At 42.1% G+C, this 19,624-nt stretch carries 20 protein-coding genes, 1 other RNA gene and 1 pseudogene; 10 read left to right on the forward strand and 12 right to left on the reverse strand.

Annotated elements, in window-relative coordinates; all coding sequences use genetic code 11:
* Positions 1 to 116 precede the first annotated feature (116 nt).
* The 4 genes from O9334_RS03945 to O9334_RS03960 form a co-directional block, all read right to left on the reverse strand.
* Positions 117 to 3,350, reverse strand: a complete 3,234-nt coding sequence (locus O9334_RS03945; protein ID WP_287999495.1) for an Eco57I restriction-modification methylase domain-containing protein — start codon at positions 3,348 to 3,350, stop codon at positions 117 to 119.
* Between the two features lie 390 nt (positions 3,351 to 3,740).
* On the reverse strand, positions 3,741 to 4,097 hold the full coding sequence (locus tag O9334_RS03950) for an iron-sulfur cluster assembly accessory protein (protein WP_045356164.1): 357 nt from the start codon (positions 4,095 to 4,097) through the stop codon (positions 3,741 to 3,743).
* A gap of 88 nt (positions 4,098 to 4,185) precedes the next feature.
* Positions 4,186 to 5,004, reverse strand: a complete 819-nt coding sequence (locus tag O9334_RS03955; protein WP_238567714.1) for a WecB/TagA/CpsF family glycosyltransferase — start codon at positions 5,002 to 5,004, stop codon at positions 4,186 to 4,188.
* A 15-nt stretch (positions 5,005 to 5,019) separates the two neighbouring features.
* Entirely contained in the window at positions 5,020 to 5,409 is a 390-nt protein-coding gene (locus tag O9334_RS03960; RefSeq protein ID WP_045356162.1) for a DUF8738 domain-containing protein, read from the reverse strand.
* Positions 5,410 to 5,483: 74 nt separating this feature from the next.
* Between O9334_RS03960 and O9334_RS03965 the strand changes: the two genes are divergently transcribed.
* The 3 genes from O9334_RS03965 to O9334_RS03975 all read left to right on the forward strand — a co-directional run bounded on the left by O9334_RS03965 (position 5,484) and on the right by O9334_RS03975 (position 8,052).
* Positions 5,484 to 6,287, forward strand: coding sequence for a hypothetical protein (locus O9334_RS03965; protein WP_287999499.1), 804 nt, complete (start codon positions 5,484 to 5,486; stop codon positions 6,285 to 6,287).
* Positions 6,288 to 6,324: 37 nt separating this feature from the next.
* Positions 6,325 to 6,666, forward strand: a complete 342-nt coding sequence (locus tag O9334_RS03970; RefSeq protein WP_045356160.1) for a phage holin family protein — start codon at positions 6,325 to 6,327, stop codon at positions 6,664 to 6,666.
* 459 nt (positions 6,667 to 7,125) lie between these two features.
* Positions 7,126 to 8,052: an RluA family pseudouridine synthase gene (locus O9334_RS03975; RefSeq protein ID WP_045356158.1), complete on the forward strand. Its 927-nt coding sequence runs from the start codon at positions 7,126 to 7,128 to the stop codon at positions 8,050 to 8,052.
* Here the strand turns inward: O9334_RS03975 and bioU are convergent.
* On the reverse strand, positions 8,049 to 9,050 hold the full coding sequence (gene bioU, locus O9334_RS03980) for a (S)-8-amino-7-oxononanoate synthase BioU (RefSeq protein ID WP_045356156.1): 1,002 nt from the start codon (positions 9,048 to 9,050) through the stop codon (positions 8,049 to 8,051). The two genes, O9334_RS03975 and bioU, sit on opposite strands and share 4 nt — an antisense overlap.
* A gap of 310 nt (positions 9,051 to 9,360) precedes the next feature.
* On the opposite strand from bioU, the gene O9334_RS03985 reads away from it, so the two are divergent.
* The 7 genes from O9334_RS03985 (at position 9,361) to O9334_RS04015 (ending at position 13,820) form a co-directional block, all read left to right on the forward strand.
* Positions 9,361 to 9,576 (forward strand): DUF2997 domain-containing protein, encoded by a 216-nt coding sequence (locus tag O9334_RS03985; protein ID WP_002752708.1) that lies wholly within the window; start codon positions 9,361 to 9,363, stop codon positions 9,574 to 9,576.
* A 44-nt stretch (positions 9,577 to 9,620) separates the two neighbouring features.
* The gene (locus tag O9334_RS03990; RefSeq protein WP_002784281.1) at positions 9,621 to 10,007 is read left to right on the forward strand and encodes a DUF1257 domain-containing protein; all 387 of its coding nucleotides are present in this window, start codon (positions 9,621 to 9,623) and stop codon (positions 10,005 to 10,007) included.
* Positions 10,007 to 10,414, forward strand: a complete 408-nt coding sequence (locus tag O9334_RS03995; protein WP_190380429.1) for a ferredoxin — start codon at positions 10,007 to 10,009, stop codon at positions 10,412 to 10,414. Before O9334_RS03990 ends, O9334_RS03995 begins: the two co-directional genes overlap by 1 nt.
* Positions 10,415 to 10,545: 131 nt before the next feature.
* Positions 10,546 to 10,830: a hypothetical protein gene (locus tag O9334_RS04000; RefSeq protein WP_287999503.1), complete on the forward strand. Its 285-nt coding sequence runs from the start codon at positions 10,546 to 10,548 to the stop codon at positions 10,828 to 10,830.
* 173 nt (positions 10,831 to 11,003) lie between these two features.
* Complete coding sequence (locus O9334_RS04005) at positions 11,004 to 11,243, forward strand: DUF2442 domain-containing protein (protein ID WP_002773190.1); 240 nt, start codon at positions 11,004 to 11,006, stop codon at positions 11,241 to 11,243.
* Positions 11,244 to 12,253: 1,010 nt separating this feature from the next.
* Positions 12,254 to 12,644, forward strand: a transfer-messenger RNA (tmRNA) gene (gene ssrA / locus O9334_RS04010).
* Positions 12,645 to 12,653: 9 nt separating this feature from the next.
* Positions 12,654 to 13,820 (forward strand): pyridoxal phosphate-dependent aminotransferase, encoded by a 1,167-nt coding sequence (locus O9334_RS04015; RefSeq protein WP_287999505.1) that lies wholly within the window; start codon positions 12,654 to 12,656, stop codon positions 13,818 to 13,820.
* Positions 13,821 to 13,885: 65 nt separating this feature from the next.
* Here O9334_RS04015 and O9334_RS04020 read toward each other — a convergent pair.
* The 7 genes and pseudogenes from O9334_RS04020 to O9334_RS04050 form a co-directional block, all read right to left on the reverse strand.
* Positions 13,886 to 14,735: pseudogene (locus tag O9334_RS04020) on the reverse strand (IS630 family transposase).
* Between the two features lie 171 nt (positions 14,736 to 14,906).
* Positions 14,907 to 15,779 carry a 16S rRNA (cytosine(1402)-N(4))-methyltransferase RsmH gene (gene rsmH / locus O9334_RS04025; RefSeq protein ID WP_287999507.1) on the reverse strand — a complete coding sequence of 291 codons (873 nt, stop codon included), beginning with the start codon at positions 15,777 to 15,779 and terminating at the stop codon, positions 14,907 to 14,909.
* A gap of 259 nt (positions 15,780 to 16,038) precedes the next feature.
* A complete protein-coding gene (gene ilvA, locus O9334_RS04030; protein ID WP_287999508.1) occupies positions 16,039 to 17,550 on the reverse strand; it encodes a threonine ammonia-lyase, biosynthetic in 1,512 nt (503 codons plus the stop codon).
* Positions 17,551 to 17,646: 96 nt separating this feature from the next.
* Positions 17,647 to 18,639: a DNA cytosine methyltransferase gene (locus O9334_RS04035; RefSeq protein ID WP_287999510.1), complete on the reverse strand. Its 993-nt coding sequence runs from the start codon at positions 18,637 to 18,639 to the stop codon at positions 17,647 to 17,649.
* 158 nt (positions 18,640 to 18,797) lie between these two features.
* Positions 18,798 to 19,034, reverse strand: coding sequence for a DUF4926 domain-containing protein (locus tag O9334_RS04040; RefSeq protein WP_002743276.1), 237 nt, complete (start codon positions 19,032 to 19,034; stop codon positions 18,798 to 18,800).
* 12 nt (positions 19,035 to 19,046) lie between these two features.
* The gene (locus O9334_RS04045; RefSeq protein ID WP_024968524.1) at positions 19,047 to 19,367 is read right to left on the reverse strand and encodes a DUF6883 domain-containing protein; all 321 of its coding nucleotides are present in this window, start codon (positions 19,365 to 19,367) and stop codon (positions 19,047 to 19,049) included.
* A 49-nt stretch (positions 19,368 to 19,416) separates the two neighbouring features.
* On the reverse strand, positions 19,417 to 19,611 hold the full coding sequence (locus O9334_RS04050; RefSeq protein ID WP_190380465.1) for a RelB antitoxin-like protein: 195 nt from the start codon (positions 19,609 to 19,611) through the stop codon (positions 19,417 to 19,419).
* Positions 19,612 to 19,624: the final 13 nt, after the last annotated feature.

The following is a 19,624-nucleotide window of genomic DNA, read 5'->3' on the forward strand; positions in this document are numbered from 1 at the left end:
TCTGGCACCATGCCATCCTAGATGGGGTTGAAGGGCTTGCTTTAAGGCGCTATACTGATTCATAGGGTTTTCGAGATTAGTGCTATTTCTCATAAAACCCTACTCCCGCCTACTTTTCAAGCTTTTTGTCCTGTACTTAGAATTTTAGGATGCTCAAAAAAAGTCCAATAATCTACAGTGTCTTGTATCTCATACCACTTATAATTACCAGCTTTTCTTCCTTGCCAACTTCCTGAATGTAGTTCTGGTTTAGGTTCTAATTTACTTTTAAATTTTTCTAAATGTTTTTTGATAGTTGGATATTCATTAATGTTAATACCACGCCGAGTAAATATCAAAAAATTTTCTTGATAATTAATTTCATATTTTCTAATGTCGTCACCTACTACTAACGGTTTAATTATTTCTGCTGACTTTGGATCAGATTCAATTAATTTACTACGGGTATATTGATCAATAAAAAATGCTTCATTACATCCAGTTTTTATCCCATAAAATATTTGAAGCTGTATATATTGAGCTAGAGAAATATTGTCCTTATTTAATTTATTAATAATTTTTGCAATCTGATTTTTAGCTAATGACCAACCTTCCACAGACAAGCTATTTTCACATACATAATATGACAGATCATTAATCACATCAATTAAACTATTGAATTTGAGAGACTTAATCTTTGATACTAAAACGTTTTGTTGAGCTACAATATTATTTTCAATCAGTAGAATAGATGGAAAAGTTGCCGCTTCCGAAAAAACAGGCAATTCTCCAAAATCGATAATTTCTTTTATAGTTGTTTGCTGGGTTAGAAATTGTCTTAATTTCGTTCCATAATTAGCACGCATAAATTTATTTGATATAATCAAACCCAAGTGACCTCCTTGCTGTAAGGATAGTAACCCCATTTCGACAAAATAAACGTATAAATCGGCAACTCCATGAAAAGATTGATAATTTTCTTTTAGAAAGGGTTTAATATCTTTTAATCCTTCTTGTCGAACATAGGGAGGATTACCGATTACTGCATCAAAACCGGGGTTATCCTTCCAAGAAGCGGAATCAAGATCGATAAAAACTTCGGGAAATTCCAGATCCCAATGAAAAAAACGCTTACTTTTATATAAACTAGCTGCTTGGTCTAAAATTCCTTGATCTGATCGGGGTAACTTATCCCAATTAATTGCCGATATATTGCCACCGTAGCGCTGCAGAAACTCGATAGCAGTTTTAACCCCAAAAAAGCGAGAAAGGAAAACATCTAATAAACGCTTGTAGGGTTTAGCTTGACTATCAAAATCACGGAATAACTGTTCGCTTGCTTCCACTTCAGCAAAAGTCGCATCGCTGAGGGTACTAATTCCCCGCATAATTTCTGCTGCCCGAAGTAACCCAACAAAAGGGCCAGTTAAAAGAGTTAATTGACCACCTTCCTCCTCGATCATAGCGGCTTCTGCATCCTTGGCGGTAGTTCCGATCAGAGAATTACCACAACGTAAATGATGATCCAAAAAACTCAAAGGTGCGCCCACTGTGAAAGAATGTAACCAGAGACTAACCTTGGCCAATTCTACAGCCATCGGATTGATATCCACCCCATAAATACAGCGCTTCATCACCACTCTCTGTAATAATTGCGTGGGTTCAAGGGTGGGAGAATCGAGAATAATTCCCTGTTGTCGGAGATTGTCGATAATGTTTTGTCGGGTGGTTTCCAACATGGTTAAAACGGGATTATCTTCGGGATAAAGATTGAGAATCTGGATTAACTCATCGGTGAGATAGTCCACTGCTTCTACTAAAAAATGTCCGCTTCCCATGGCGGGGTCACAGAGTTTAAGATCAAGTAAGGTGGTGATCGCTTTTTTTTCTAAGCGTTGTAGCTCTTTTTCTAATCCCTGCTGACTGAGATTTCCTAAACGTCTATCGCTGCTTTCTTGTCTTCGGGTGGCGATTTCTGTCATCACATCCCCGAACTGTCGCGCTCTTTGCTCTAAAATTGGTTTGAGGGTATGACTGACAATATATTTAACAATGTAATCGGGAGTGTAATAGGAACCGGTGGCTTTTCTTTCTCCCCGATCATTTTCCAGATGCACCGATTCCCCCTCAATCACGATGCGATATTCCAGTAATCCTTCGTAAATTGATCCTAACTGTCGCACACCTAAAAAACTATAGTCGATCGGCTGTCCCTCAAAACGTGCTAACTTGTCTAAGATGGGCGCTAAAACCGCATCGGATAACTTGTATTGACCGAGAAAACAATTCACCCGGCCTTCTTCCATGTCAAATAAACCCCCGTTGTAACGAGGTACGGCTAAATTAGCATCCCCTCGATCGACAATACGAAATAAACTGAGGAGAGCATCGTATATTCCCGTCGAGGTGCCACTAAAGGCCTGCTGACGATCGATTTTAACGGCAATTTCTCGCGTCTTTTGCAATAAGCTGTAATCGCGATAGTCTCCCCTCACCGGCAGCAAGTCCCGCGCTTCTGCGTAGAGCAGAAATAATAATTTATACAGCAGGGATAAACTCGCTTCATACAATAAATCTGGCTGTATGTCTGTATTTAATGATACAAAACCCTTAGAAATATCGGGAAAAATGCGATCGAAGACTAACTCTTTTAACTCGTTACCCACTCTGGTGGCATAGGTGGTACTCCCCTCCCGGACCCGTTCAAGGAAATTCTGAGCGTGAATATCCTTAATAAAAGCCTCTTGACGGAAAAATAACCAGAAATACCGAAATTTTTGCCGGTCTCCCCCTTCTAATAGTTCCATCAAGTCCACTAGATAAAATTCCGTGGCTGTGGAGGACGCTTGACGGTAATATAAGCGCCATTCTCGACCATTAGTAAGAATACCCCAATCTACTCCCGTCCCCGTCAGATAATTGGTGATCTGAAAGGAAGGATTACTATTTTTCCAGATATCTCGCTGATCATTCTTAGAAACGTCACTAAGAGAACGTTGCCAGTATTTGGCCTCAGCGATCGCTAAAACTTGACTATAAAAGGCTCTTTCATTATTCTGGAGAGAATAGGCTTGATAACGGTCATTTTCTCCGGCAAATAGGGCATAATCTGGCCTTTCTGACCTTCCTTTTCCCCTACTGCTTACCTGCGGTATATAACTAAAACCGAGAATTTCTAGAATCGGTTGTATTAATTCTGCTTCCGTTTGCGCTTCGTTAAGAGTCGGCAAAATCGCCTTTTTTTGTTGATAAAGACTCTCTAAGCGGGAAAATGCCACCGATACATCCTCTTGCCATTCCGGAGAATCCGGCAGCCGATGCTCAAGATAGTGTTGAGAAAAAAGTGGTTTATTGCCCGTTTGTCCTGACATGGCCGATTATCCTAACATTGAGGGTATCTAGCCTAAAAATGAAGGGTTCGCAGGCAGGCACGGATTCCCATTATACAAAAAGTATATGTCAAGTCTCCGATTTTGTCAAGGGTTTTGGCCAAAAAAAAATCGCCGGAGGCGGGGGTGAAAGGTATCACCCTGGAGAAATAATTAGGGTTTGCTGAAAAAGTTTGTTGGTGGGGGCAGGGTGTGGGGTGTGGGGTGTGGGGTGTAGGGTTTTACCCATTTTCAGGCGGTCAATTACCTAATTTTCAGGGAAAAAGTGCCTAAATTTCCCCCCGATCACTCCCATATCCGGTACTTTTTGATTGACAAAATGTCTAAAAGTCTTATCCAACAAGGTTTTTAGATTTATTCAGCAAGCCCTAATTAAACGCCGAAAGACTTACCACAGCCGCAGGTTTGACTGGCGTTGGGATTAGTGAATTGGAAACCGCCGCCGATCATCGCGTTGCTGTAATCTAACATGAGACCGTAGAGATAGAGCAGACTTTTTTTATCAGAGACAATTTTAAAGCCATCGTAATCGAAAACCTCATCTTGGGGGCCAATATTGCTAGGATGCTCAAAATCCATCATATAGGACATTCCCGAACAACCACCTTGACGCACACCCACGCGCAGACATAAATCCTTGCCCTGTTGCTTTTTGAGCGTGGTAAGGTGTTTGAGGGCAGCCTCACTGAGTAAAATTCCTTTTCCTTGAATCTGAGTAGCTTGTGTCATCGTTAGCAGGAACTCCTAAACGTAGATAAAACTTTGCCTTCTCCTATCCATCTTAACGATAGTTGAGGACTGATGACTGGATTACTGTTTACTTTTCCCGGCCTCGCAGGAGTTGCAGGGCAAAAAGAAGCAAAAAAATGGGATTATTAATTAAATAGCGTTGCCAGAGACGACCAGGTTCTTGAAACAAACGATAGAGCCATTCTAAGCCGATTTTCATCACCCAACCGGGTGCTTGAGACACTTCACCACTGTGGAAACGAAAAGCGGCGCCGACTCCCAACATAACAGCCTTTAATTTTCCCTGTTGTCGGGCCATCCACTGTTCTTGTTTGGGACATCCCAACCCGACAAAAACCAATTTAGCCCCGGATTGCTGGATTCTGTCCCTATCTTGCGCTTCTTCATCGTCGCTGAGGGGACGAAAAGGGGGGGAATAGCTACCAGCGATAATTAAATCAGGAAAACGCTGTTTAAGATTGGCTTGCAGATCAATTAGGGTCTTTTCTGTGGCACCGTAGAGATAGATGGGGATTTGGCAGCGGGCAGCCCGCTCGCAACAGGCTAACATAAGATCAGGGCCATAGACGCGACTTTGTTGTTTAATCCCCAGTAAGCGCAATCCCCAGACGAGAGGCATTCCATCCGGTGTCACCAGATTAGCGCCATTAATCAGACGACGATAGGCTTTGTGCCAATAACCCATCATCACCAGATGGACGTTAGCGGCGACAATATAGCAGGAGAGATTATTTTCCACCCAGGACTGAATGCGATCGCAAGCATCTTGATAACTGGTGGCATCCAAACGAGTGCCAATAATCGATCGATGTGCTAAAAACATATTGTCTCCTGCTGCCGGACTAACTGCTTTGAGGATGCCCAAAAAGCAGCCAGAAAAGATCAAGGGAAATTGAGAAATTCACTTTTCTAAGCGGAGATTAGCGCCACTGCTATTGGTGCGATAAACCCAAGTTTTTTGGTTATCAGTCAGAACAATTCGCCATCCTGGCACCAGTGCTTGAGTACATAATTCTCCCGGTTTAGCTAATCCTAAACAACCGTCGGGCCAGGTTTGTCGTTGTGCTGCTTGAATTTGCAAGCGATTAACGGATATCTTGGTTTTCTGACTCAAATCTTGACGGGCGGCCTCGATGACCGAATTAGGTGGCCCAGGAGATGCTAAACTAGGTTGTACCAAGAGGAGAGAAAGCAGACTCCCTAGTATTAAAATAGCAGTTGCTCCCTGAACGATTCTCGTTGTACCGATTGGTCCTGGCCGGTTCTGGCTAAAATTCTTTCTAGATATCATGTTTAGTCCTGTCTCTTTTCTGGGATTGATAGTCTGATCATATCTTCCTGTTTATTATCAGTGTAATCGAAACTATGTTCCCTCTCTGGTTGTCGAGTCCATCGGTGTTTTCTCAAGAAAATTCCATCGTCCAAGTTCCTTCTCCTGAACCGGCGGTTGAAATCTCTCCCTCCAATTCTCCTTGGCTTTATAGCACAATTGCCTTAACTATTGCTTTGATCGGTTTAATTATTTACGGCAAATTCAAAATAGAACAGATCAAGAAACAAGTTAGGATTGAACAATTTAAAAGTAAAGAGTTGAAAAAAAAGTTGAAGTTAGCACTTCATACCATCAAAAAAATGGAAACCGACCCCGATCTTGTCCATTCTAGGGCATTTAATCTCGATTATTTGCGGATGAGGATGGATGAGGCGGTTTTTCGTTCCGTCATTTTTAACCAGATTAAGATGAAAATAACTAACTTAATCGGCGAAGCTTTACGACCAAATACAGCAAAAAATGCCGGAGGAATTGTCGGTGCAGGAAGACAGATTAATGAAACTTTTGATGTCACCTACGAAGTGGAAGCACAGGAAGGAAAATCGAATAAAGGGGTTTTATTTCGGATTCAGATTAAACTGACAAAACTTCCCACCCAAACCAGTTCCGCTACCGTTAACGAGATTACTAATTGTATAGAAACCTTTCTTTCTGCGGACTCAGATAAAGCTAATTGGCAACCAACTATTCATGGACAAATAGTTTTAATGAGTTGGGATGAAAAAGCGAAACCGACTCCTTTATTGGTATTGGAACAATCAGAAGAAGGAGTCAATATCACTTTTCGTTCCCATCCCCTGAAAACCGGCATCCCTTTAAGTGGCGATGTCGATTAAAATAGATGAGGATGAACTATCTTAGATGGATGGACTTATGTTATCTTTTTTCCTCCGTTGGTTGATTACCGCCGTCTCTTTATTGATTACAGCGCAAATAGTACCAGGTATAGAAATTAAAAATTTTACCGTGGCTTTGATAGCTGCTGTCGTCTTGGGTTTAATTAATGCTATTATTAGACCCCTGTTGATTCTTTTTACCCTGCCTTTAACTATTTTGACCCTAGGGTTATTTATTTTTGTGGTCAATGCCATTTCCTTTTCTTTAGCCTCCTATTTTATCCCTGGTTTTCAGGTAGAATCATTCTTTGCTGCTTTATTCGGTTCGATCGTGGTTTCGATCGTTTCAGGAGTTTTAAATAGCATTTTCAGTGACTAAAGTGGGCAAAATTCGGTTGTTTAAAACAGCTTGGCTTACTCTAATCGATTAATTTCTGATCTAGAGACGTTGCTATAATCAACGTCTCTCTATTTTTTGGAGATGAGGAAATCTCTACTGATTTGCTGTGGCTTTTGTCGTTAAGTAGCTGGTTATAATTAAATTGAAGATAGATTTTGGGTTCGATCCCCCCTTAATCCTAGGGTTGATTCATCGTAGGGTTGATTCATGAATCAACCCTACCCTTAATCCATCTTTAACAAGGGGACATCTCAACGTTTTTAACACCTACCTACTTAAAAATCAGGAAAATTTAATCCCAAGATTTCCATCTCAAGCAGCCAGAGCAAGTTCAATTACTGTTAAAATAACTGGAATTGTTGAGCTAAGTAGATTAACTAATCTCCAGTCAGTTTTTCTTGATTCCCCTACACCCTACACCCTGATCACTAAAAATCGATGAACCAATTAAACTTAGAAGTTGCGGGAAAAAAAGAACGTTTAGATGCTTGGATGGGGTCACAATTGCCCGATTTATCGAGATCGAGGCTGCAAAAACTGATAGAACAGGGATATATACAGTTAAATGGTCAAATTTGTACTAATAAAAATACTAAAGTTGCTCAAGGCGATCGCTTAAAGATTACCATTCCCGACAGTCAACCCCTGCAATTAAGCGCCGAGGCGATCGATCTTGATATTCTTTACGAAGACGAATATCTGATTATTATCAATAAACCGGCCGATTTAGTGGTTCATCCGGCCCCCGGCCACGAATCGGGAACCTTGGTCAACGCTTTACTGCATCACTGCCCAAATTTAGCCGGAATCGGTGGAATTCAACGGCCCGGAATAGTTCACCGCTTAGATAAGGATACCACGGGTGCGATCGTTATTGCCAAAACCGACCAGGCCCATCAACACCTACAGGCACAACTAAAAACCAAAACTGCCCGCCGGGAATACATCGCCCTCGTCCACGGTGTCCCCAAAACGGAGACAGGTACAATTGATCTGCCCATCGGTCGTCACCGCAGCGATCGCCAAAAGATGGCTATTATTGCCGTGGAAAAAGGCGGTAGAAATGCCGTCACTCACTGGCAAGTCAAGGAAAGACTAGGCAACTACACCTTAATGGAATTTCGCCTAGAAACTGGCAGAACTCATCAAATTCGGGTTCATAGCAGCCACATCGGTCATCCGATTCTTGGGGATCCCCTTTATAGTTCCGGTCGTTCCATCGGGATTAATCTACCCGGGCAATTACTCCACGCCCATCGTCTAATTTTAATACATCCGGTCACGGGAGAGAGCCTAGAAGCGATCGCTCCCTTACCCGCTATTTTCCCGAAAGTTTTAGCTATTTTACGGCAGAGAAACCCTTAGCGCACAAATTGCGGCATAATCTCCGCTGCTGTCCATAATCCGTAGATACCGCGACGATGCAGGGAAACCCCCGCTTTCAGATAACCGAAAGCCGGCCCGCAGACATTAGCCGCCATACTGGTTTCATCGCCTAAAGTGAAGGTATGGGTGGAAATTTTGCCTTCAAAAGTCCGCCCCGTGACTTTAACATTGGTACTTAACGGCTTTTTCGGGTTGCGCGTATCCACCACACCCCCGACGGAAACCCGATCGCGTCCACAGATTCCGGCCAATTCCAGCATAATATCGTCCGCGTGTTCCATATTTTCGAGGCTGAGAATGCCATTGGTTTTATTTAACAGCATTTCCACTTCCGCATCACTCATCCGGTGCGCCGTTTCTGGGTCGTAACCGGGTAAATGGGCGATATCTTCGCGAATAGTGGCACGATAAGCCTCCCAGTTGGCAATTCCCACGCCAAAGGTAATTTTAACGCTATGAATCTCCCCATAACTCTGGGCAGCTAGGGCAGCGGCCGCAGTTAACAGTCCGGGGGTAGCGCCGCAGCCGGTCATGTAGGTGATGCCGGCGGCTTCTAGGTCTGCTTGTAGTGCTAAGATTTGTTCCATGGCGCTGGTACGTTTGAGGGCATCGACTAAAACTCCGCGCCAACCTAAGCGAATGAAAGTTTTAGCGATATCGGCCATGAAATTGTTAGGTAAATTCGGTAAGGCGAGAAAATAGCCCTCTACATCGGCAGTTTTGATTAATTCCTCGATACTTTTCTCGCTGAGACTGCCGTAATTTTCCAGATAACCGATCGAACCCCGGTCATGATAAATTTTGTTACAGGTATTGACATCTAGACCGTCTTTGTGGTATGCAAAACCAGCTTTATCGGCGGCGGCAGTCCAGAGCATTTCCTGTTTGGGGGCGAGAATTCTAGCGGCGGCCTGTCCCAAACCACCAAAACCTAAAACACCGATCCGAAGGCGATCGCCTGCTGTTTGTTTATTCATATTTGTTCTGATTCCTATAGACAAAATTCTCCGATCTCGGCGGTCGTGGTTCGCCGTTGCATCTCCTTTATTTTCAATTTATCGCTTCAGGTCGTCTTTTTTGTGTAGTTTTGTTAAATTATGCCCTCCGGGGACAGGTTTGCCCTTGACGGTAAAGAAAAGTTACGGGAAACTTACAAAAAATGAAAGTGGTTGGCCGAGATAATATAAAGTTTTGCTAAAATTTTAACCAGATTGCTACGATTAGCAAACTATCGTAAATTAAAACGATAGGGAGCTTTGCAAACCCCAGATCACGCCGAGAAGACCTATGAGCATGGAAAGCCTAGAGTTTATCATCTATCCCGATGGTCGCGTCATGGAAAAGGTGACAGGCATAGTCGGTTCATCTTGTCAAGAGGTGACGGCGGCGATCGAGGCACAACTCGGGCAGCTGATGTCTCAAGAGAAAACCTCGGATTATTACCATCAAACCGTCAGCCAGTCAGAGAAAGTCAGCAACGCAGCCACTTTTAGCGACTGGTAATTTTTCATCTTTCCCAATCCCTTTATTTAAGCCACTGAAAAACCATGTCACACTTTAGCAATATCAAAACCAAAATCCGCGATCTATCCTACCTAAAAGCCGCCCTCAGCGATATGGGGATGGAATGGAAAGAGGGTTCTCACCCCATCAAAGGTTATCAAGGTCAAACTTTAACCGCAGAGGTGGTAATCGAGCAAGATAACAATTACGATATCGGTTTTCGCTGGAATGGTAACGAGTACGAGTTAGTTGCCGATTTGCAATACTGGCAACAACCCCTAACCGTAGAAGGATTTTTAAGAAAAGTAAATCAAGGTTATGCCTACCAGACCATTCTGGCAGAAACTGCTAAACAGGGTTTTCAGGTGGCAGCACAGGAAAAAAATACTGATGGTTCTATTCGTCTAGTGGTACAACGTTGGAGTGCCTAATGGCTGATTTTTCTCCCAAACGCTCTGGTTTTGAACCAGAGTTAGGGGGATTCCTGAGAGATTCCCCTGATCGCACCGGTTTTGAACCGGAATTGGGCGGTTTACTGCGCCAGAAAGCGGTTTACGTCGATGAGGTCACTTGTATCGGTTGTAAACACTGCGCCCACGTTGCCCCCAATACCTTTTTTATTGAAGGTGAATACGGTCGCTCTCGCGTCTATAATCAGGACGGTGACGAAGAAGAAATTATTCAAGAAGCGATCGAAACTTGTCCGGTTAACTGTATTCACTGGGTTAATTATAATAATTTGCAATTCCTTGAGGAAGAACGCAAACATCAAGTGATTAAACAGTTAGGTTTTCCTCAGATTCACAAGAAATTTAGCCCCGCAGATTTAGATCTCTAGGGTGGATAGGTGCAGCCTCATCCACCTATTATTTCCTAGAAGTCATGGCAGCGGCTCTCGATCGAATCTGCTACAGTTCTCAGGGGAAATAATCCTATCTCGGATTTTAACGACAATGAACACCCAACTGATTGATTCTCTCGCGCGAATTATTCTCTCTCTCCGAGGAAGAAAGAGAGTTACTGAATCGAAAAATTGAGAGCCAACAACGGGAAAATTTGCAGATTAACGCTCAAATTTTGGATTTAGAAACCCGTGTCAAGCAATACGAAAATCAATATCGCATGAGTTCGGAAGAATTCTATCCTAGATTTCGTTCTGGTGAGCTAGGGGACGCTATGGATTATTTCGAGTGGAATGTTTATTATGAAATGCTATTGGCAGCTAGAAAAGAGATAAGTTTACGATCAAATTAGATGGAGATAGCTGATTATATTCCCCTAGTTAAACGGAAATTATACGAGAGTTTGATTGTGAACTATTTTACGATTACTGATGAAAGAATTTTATTTGATCGAGGTTATTTCTGAGCGACAGTCCTTCGATTTCAGGACAACAACTGTATAAAATTGAACCACTGAGATAAATCATGAATCCTAGAGTTAAAGAAGTTATCCCTTTGCCAAACTATCAATTACAACTCATCTTTACTAATGAGGAAAAGAAAATTTATGATTGTTCACCACTGCTCGATTTTGGCATCTTTCAAGAACTTAAAAACAAACAGTATTTTAATCAAGTAAAAATTTTAGATGGTACGGTAACTTGGCCGAACGAACAAGATATCTGTCCGGATACTCTCTATCTTGACTCCATTTCCCAAACCTAGAACAGTTCGATCGAGGAAACCCAACAACAAAAGTAACGCTCCCACTGATCAGATTTTCTTTCGCTACAGCCTTTCTCAGAAAGATGAGGTTATACTAAATCCGTTGAGTAACGCACAGAAAACGGGTTTCTCGGAGAAACCCGTTTTCTACTCATGCACTCATGCAAAATGGAGAATAAATAATCAGTTTTTAATAACTGGATTTAGTATTAGTTATTGTTGCTAAAATACTTGATGAGTAAGGATTAGTCTGTACTTCATCTCTAGGAGAAAGATGAGAAATTTTCTATTTACCCGGTGATTGCTGTGGGAAGGGAAAAGTTAGAGGCAATCGGGGCAAAATGATAAGTATTTTATATGCAAATACCTTCAATACTTAAAAATATTTAAATTTACAATTGGTAATATTTATTTTTACTTAAGAATTTATTGAGAATAATTTCTATTTATTTACGAGATAGCAATACTTCCAGCGATTCTGGTATAATTTTGCATTATGCTAGGATGGTTTCTTCTTGTCTTTTTTGAAGTTTTCAAGGTCTAGCTTGCCTTGAAACCACTGCTAAATCTAGACTTTCCCTTTTAGCAAAACCAAACACTTTCGCCAATTGCCCCTTTTTTCCCGAACAACGTTGATCTAATTTTTGTGTAGTTTTGTTGCAAAGTCAAATTTTTTTTGACAAAATGGCTAAATTGTGGTATGGAGATAGATTGTTGATAGGTGGCAATTCAAACCGAGGCAATCAATAATTAGGGGAGGGTTAGGGAATTTAACCGAAAATTGGGAAGATTCAGAAGAATTAGCCGAAGAACTGGATAATATCTTGGACGAGAGAACCTGATGGCTTATCTCTTTAATACCGATGCTATTGCCGAAAAATCAGCGATAAAAACCTTTTTTACCGATCTAGCCAGGCTCTAACCCTTGGCAAGAGGGGAAAAATCCTCAGTCGAAGCGAAAGGAAACTAGCTTAATCAAAAAATGTGCTATAATCAGAATGTAAGCACAAGGGGCCGTAACGGTTTCGACAGGTTAGCGAAAGCTCCCCCGTGATACAGGTCGAGAGTGAGTCTCCTCTCGTAAATCAAAGGCTCAAACAAAAAGTAAATGCGAACAACATCGTTCCTTTCGCTCGTAAAGCCGCTCCTGTAGCTGCCTAATAGTCTCTAATCGACTCGAGCATTCATAGTTTGACTCCGTTAAGGACTATGGATCAACCCCCAACGGATGCCACGTTTAACTTTCTCTAGTTAGTTAACCGTCTAAGCTTTAACTAGAGCATCCCACTGTCCGGGATAAGTGACAGTCCCCGTTTCGAGGGTAATCGAAACTAAACCTGTGAATGAACGGACAGTCAATACCTAATTTGGACAGCAGTTCGACTCTGCTCGGCTCCATTGATTAGTTTAATGAAAAACCTTCTCTCCCGCATGGACGGGGTGCAAACGCCGATCATTCCCGTGGTCGGTCAATTAATTAAAGCGAACCCCGGCACTATTTCCCTAGGTCAAGGGGTTGTTTCCTATTATCCACCCCGGGAAGCGATCGAATCTCTATCTTTATTCTTAGCTAATCCCAAAAATCATCAATATCAATCTGTGGCGGGAATTCCCCCCTTATTAGCAGTAATTCGGGAAAAACTAGCCGAAGATAATCGGATAGAAATCAGCGATAAACAGGCAATTTTTGTGACGGCGGGCAGTAATATGGCTTTTATGAATGCCATTTTAGCCATTACTTCCCCGGGGGATGAAATTATTCTCAACACTCCCTTTTATTTCAATCATGAAATGGCCATAAAAATGGCTGATTGTCAAGTTATTTTGGTCGCCACAGACAAAAATTATCAATTGCGTCCAGCCGCCATTGAAGAGGCAATCACGGAAAAAACTAAGGCAGTGGTGACGATTTCTCCTAATAACCCCACCGGAGTAGTTTATCCAGAAAATACCCTGAGAGAAGTCAATCGAATTTGTCAAAAAAAGGGCATCTATCACATTCACGATGAGGCTTATGAGTATTTTACCTATAACCATGCTCGCCACTTTTCTCCGGCGGCAATTGTTGGTAGTGAATCCTGGACTATTTCCTTATTTAGTCTCTCAAAAGCCTACGGTTTTGCCAGTTGGCGCATTGGTTATATGGTAGTACCAGAACATTTATCTGAGGCGATTAATAAGATTCAGGATACTATTTTAATCTGTCCGCCGGTGGTTTCGCAATACGCGGCACTAGGGGCGTTACAGGTGGGTAAAAGCTATCCTTTAGAACAGTTAAAAACCATCAGTCAAGTTAGAGAAATTTGCCTGAATGCTCTAGAATCAATCGGCGATATCTGTGATGTTGCCACTGCGGAAGGGGCTTTTTATTTCTTCCTGAAAATTCCCACAGACAAGAATGATTTTCAGTTAGTTAAAAGTTTAATCGAGCGGCAGCGGGTGGCGGTGTTACCCGGTTCAACTTTTGGGATAACAGAAGGCTGTTATTTGCGTCTTGCCTACGGTGCTTTATCTCCAGAAACGGCTTTAGCGGCAGTGGAAAGATTGGTAAAAGGACTGCGTTATTTTAGTCAATGATTTTCAAGAATAAATACCAGCTTTCTTTCTTGGTTTTTATAGTTATTTCAAATAAGAACGAGACACTAGGCGACACAATAAGTACGAATAATTTCATCAAGGGGTGTACCCACAGGAGCATACATTCTTGCCCTCTTTAATGCACTAAAATCATGTTCGATATCATTTAAATCAGGAGAGTATTTTGGCAAAAACACTACCTGATGACCTGCTTCCTCTACCAGTTGTTTAATGACTGTCTTCCGATGAATTGGTGCCTTATCCATAATTAATACTGATGTTATGGTTAGAGAGGGCAACAAATATAAAGATAACCACCCTTCAAAACCTTCTGCATTCAGGCTTCTCGTAAATATCATCGGTGCAATAAAGTCTTTTTTTCCCTTTCTTCTCCCAGCGACAAGGTTCTCTCTTTTTCCTCGTTTTCCTTGTCTATCTCCCAATACTTTCTTCCCTTTTTGTGCATCGGGCATAAAAACAGGTTTGAAATTCTTCAAACCCTGATTCATCAATAAATACAAGGCTTTTACTTCCATATATTTTAATCAATTCTCTCAGCACTCTGTAGTATTTCATTCTTTCTTCTCGGTTTCTTTCTTTATAACGAAGTTACTTCTTTTTTCTGGTAACTTTCATTTTTTTTTAGGCATAGCAAATGGCACTTGGTCTCACTCCAAACTTCTCGGCTCTGTCTCTTAATCTTGCCTCGGGATTTTCTTGGACATCTTTTGACAGTGCTTTCCAGTCCAGCTTTCTCTGACGGTGTTTTACCTTTGTTGCTTCTAGTTTTTCCCTACTCAGCCATCTATATATTGTGGCTCTTCCTATATTAAATAGAGCGGCGGCTTTGGTTATGCTTCCTCCATTCTCTACATAATCAATTACTTTTTTTCTCAAGTCTAGGCTATAGGACATTTTTCTGTATGGGTTGCTTGTTTCTCCTTATTTTACCTTATTTTTTACTTGTATCATACTTATTTGAAATGACTATACTTTAAGCTCAGACTAAATCCAGTTATTAAAAACTGATTATTTCTTCTCCCTTTTGCCTGTTGCCTTTTGCCTCATCTCAATAAGCAATTTAAATTAAGAACAGCTTATCTTTTGGGCTATTCTTAGTTTAGCCGAACGAGAACGGGGATTTTTAGCCTGTTCTTCCCGGCTGGGAATAATCGGCTTTTTCGTGATAATTTTCAAGGAATTATCTTCGCGAAAGCCATACTTGATCAGACGATCTTCTAGACTATGAAAACTGATCATAGCGATAATTCCCCCAGATTTTAGCCACTGGGGGGCTTGATCTAACAATTTTTGCAGAGAATCTAATTCTTGATTAACAGCGATGCGTAGGGATTGAAAAACCCGCGTTGCCGGATGAATACGTCCATAACGGTAACTAGCGGGGACAGAACTAGCGATGACAGCCGCTAATTCTGTAGTGGTAGTAAAAGGACGTTTTTGGACGATCGAGCGAGCAATAGGACGAGATAAACGTTCTTCTCCGTATTGATAAAAAAGATCTGCTAATTCTTTTTCCTGCCAATGGTTGATAATATCGGCTGCCGTCAGGGATTGACAGCGATCCATCCGCATATCTAAGGCTGCCGTGTGGCGAAAACTAAAGCCGCGCTCGCTCTGATCGAATTGGGGAGAACTGACCCCTAAATCGGCGATAATGCCATCAAAACTGCTATTTTGTCCATTATAATCGGCGAAGTTCCCCCACCAGAGGGTTAAACGGCTATCTAGATAGGGGGCGAGACTAATTTTAGCGGCTTCTAGGGCGCTTTGATCGCGATCGATGGCGGTTACTGTCGTTTGGGGATGGGCTTCTAAAAGCAAGCGGCTGTGTCCACCACCGCCTAGGGTAAGATCGAGATAATGCCCCCCGGGTTGAATATTTAAGCCGGCGATTAATTCTTGACTCAAAACGGAAATATGGGGAAAATCTTGATTCATCTGTGCTGATAACTTCCTGAAAATGGCGATTTAACCTAGGGTTTGCGGCAAAAAGTTTGTTGGTGGGGGCAGGGTGTGGGGTGTGGGGTGTGGGGTGTAGGGTGTAGGGTTTTACCGATTTTGAGGTAGTCAGTTACCTAATTTTCAGGGAAAAAGTGCCTGAATTTTACCCCCGATCACTCCAATGGTCAGCACTTTTTGAGGGGAAAAAAGTCTAAAAGCCTTATCCAACAAGGTTTTTAGATTTATTCAGCCAACTCTAACCTAAAAACAACTGATAGGCAGGATTTTGACTTTCATCCCAATAGCGATAGCCGAGAGTATCGAGAAAAGCTTGCCATTGATTCATTTCATCGGGGGGGACCTGTATGCCCACGACGATGCGCCCATAATCGGCCCCGTTATTGCGATAATGGAAAACGCTGATATTCCAGTGGGGACTCATGGAGGCGACAAATTTCATTAAAGCCCCCGGTCGTTCGGGAAACTCGAAGCGATAAAATAATTCATGCTCGGCTAAATGCGATCGCCCTCCCACCATGTGGCGCAGATGCAGTTTAGTCAATTCATCATCGCTAATATCGAGGGTTTTAAAGCCGCAAGCTTCAAAACTCTCGGCTAATTTCTTGGCATCGGTGCGATTTTCGATCTGGGCGCCGACAAAAATATGCGCTTCTTTTTCATCGGCAATGCGATAACTAAATTCGGTTAAATTGCGTTTGCCGACACATTCGCAAAAACGCCGTAAACTGCCCGGTTGTTCGGGAATAGTCACAGCATACAACGCCTCGCGCCGTTCCCCTAATTCCGCCCTTTCCGCCACAAACCGCAGACGATCAAAGTTCATATTCGCCCCACAAGCCACAGCAACGAGGGTTTTATCCTCAATTCCTTCTCTTTCTACATAAGCTTTCGCTCCTGCTACCGCTAACGCCCCCGCAGGTTCTAAAATCGAGCGTGTATCTTGAAAAACATCCTTAATCGCGGCACAAATATCATCCGTATCCACGAGGATAATCTCATCCACATACTGCTGACAGAGACGAAAAGTCTCCTCTCCCACCTCGCGCACCGCTACCCCATCGGCAAATAATCCCACTTGAGACAAACGCACCCGATAACCGGCTTTTAGGGATTGATTCATCGCGTCTGAGTCCACAGGTTCCACCCCGATAATTTTAATTTCTGGGCGTAAACGCTTGACATAGGCGGCAATACCTGATATTAAGCCACCGCCACCAATAGCGACAAAAATGGCCTCGATCGGTTGCTGATATTGTCGTAAAATTTCCATACCGATCGTACCCTGGCCGGCGATTACCTCCGGGTCATCGAAGGGATGGATAAAAGTTAAGCCTTTTTCCGCTTCTAATTGCCGCGCATAGGTGTAGGCATCATCGTAGGTGTCACCGTGCAGGACGACAATCCCTCCCCGGGCTTTTACCGCGTCGATTTTGACTTGTGGAGTGGTGACAGGCATAACGATAATCGCTTGGGTTCCCAATTGCCGCGCCCCCAAAGCGACTCCCTGGGCATGATTTCCCGCCGAAGCAGCAATTACGCCTTTTTGTAACAAATCTCTTGACAAATGCGCCATTTTGTTGTAGGCACCGCGCAGTTTAAAAGAGAAAACCGACTGCATATCCTCGCGCTTGAGTAAAAGCTGATTGTGCAAGCGTTGGGAGAGATTGGGGGCAAGTTCTAAGGGGGTTTCTTGGGCGACATCGTAGACGCGTGCGGTGAGGATTTGAACCAGGTAATCGCAGTACATTATTCTTTTTTGGCGGTGGGGATTCGCGAGTCGGGCTAGGATCCAGAATAGATCATCGTCGGTCTGATTAGCAATAAAGATGCGATCAGCCTTGAATCAGTGATCACTGAAAAAAGCTCCCCGCTGCCCTGAAGCTGGATAAAGATTTAACAAAGAATTGATCGCAGAATTAACCACAGCAGCCACACAGGAAATCGCCACACTATTACCCGTTAATTTTCGCATAGTTTGATAACTGCCGACAATTTGATAATCATCGGGAAAACCTTGTAAACGGAGCATTTCCCTTTCTGTTAAGCGTCTTTTCCCATCCACTAACAAATAATTATAGGATGCTCCTGCTCGCAAGGCACAGGAATAGGGATAAGCACTCACATTACCTCCTTTATTTTCGTGCCAGATAGTCGGTTCACTATAAGGTTTTTTTCCCTCTCTTTTCAGGAAGCGACTTTTTTGAATTCTTTCGGAAGCATAATAAAAATCCGAAACATTTTCCTCTAAGATTTCCGTTAAAGTTGTTCTAGATAAAGCTGGTTTTGGCCAGATAAAACCCCGTGCTTCTCGGAAACCAACGATAAAAATTCGTTCCCGTTTTTGCGGTAAACCAAAATTAAGAGCATTCAAAACCCGATAATCGGTATAGTAATCTAAATCTTGCAGAGTATCGAGAATAACTTCTAAGGTTTTTCCCTGTTGATGTCCCTGCAATTGCTTGACATTTTCCAGAATAAATGCTGCGGGTTGTTTGGCTTTTAAAATACGGGCAATCTCAAAAAATAGCGTGCCTCTGGTATCTTCAAACCCCTTTAAATCACCACAAATACTAAAGGGTTGACAGGGAAATCCCGCCATTAAAATATCATGATTGGGAATATCTAGGGCAGGGATTTCGGTAATATCTCCCCAGGGTTGGTCGCCAAAATTAGCGTGATAAATTGACCGAGCGTGTTTATCTATATCACAGGAAAAAACACAATCAGATTCTAAGTTTTGTTGGCGACAAACTTGTTCAATAGCGACTCGAAACCCTCCCAAACCAGAAAAGAGGTCAATAAAACGAATTTTTTTACTATCTTTCAGGAGATTCATCGATAATTAAAATTGTAGCGATAGGGATATTCTCTTTGATTTTAACTTATTCAACTTTCACCAAAGAGCGGACGGTAAATATTTCATTGGCGCTTGAGAGTAACAAACTGAAAACAGTCGTCATCCCTGGGGACATACATAAAAAAAGAATAACAGAATTATATAATTTGCAATTCATCCTGTTTAAGATTTTGAATCGATTCAATCTTGGAAACTTCTACAGCGATAACTGTATAGGCTTTTCCCTGATTATTTAACACTTCTAAAACATAGCCATCCTCTTGGCCTTCGGGTCGAGGACAATAATCCACGATAATCGCGTGAGTGCCACGAGACAAATTAGATTCTGGCAAATCTTCGGTTAATTGAACTTCGGAAAACATATCAAATTTCATAGTCTAACTCTTTTAATCTGGTAATAAAGTCACAAATCTTGTTTCTTTCGTAAGTGAGTCGATAATCCAATAAGTAGAGACTCGTAAGTTTATCCCGTTAACCCCTTGTAAAAGTCCTTTAATTTCATAAATATCACCGAACTTTGTTTGTTTATTTAAGGTGGCCTCGTTGAGAAGAATACGTCTTAAATCTTGTTCCAATACCTGCCAGTTGTCTAAATTATATCCCGCTTGTGCCAGAAAGCCTGATTTATCATCTTTGGGTTGTAAAACTAGCAAATACCGGGTTAATTTAGCTGGTGGGATTGTCGCATTGGGATTTAAATAAGGCATTTATATTGTAATTTAGCCAATTTCTTTATAGACTTCTATAAAATAGATTTTACAGTATATACCGGCAGTATTGCCAGGCTTTTTCTTTGTCTAGGATTTGATCATTTTCAACTTCTTCGATGAGTTTTCCTAGTCCGTAATTCTCTAGGATTTCTTCGATTTTTTCAAATTCAGCAATGGGAATCTGAACGGCAATCGGCTTTTGATCCTTGTCTAATACATAGTTTTTGTTAATTTCTAGCATTTGGTTTTCCCTC

The organism is Microcystis sp. LE19-8.1F (assembly GCF_027531715.1).
Lineage (GTDB): Bacteria > Cyanobacteriota > Cyanobacteriia > Cyanobacteriales > Microcystaceae > Microcystis > Microcystis wesenbergii_A.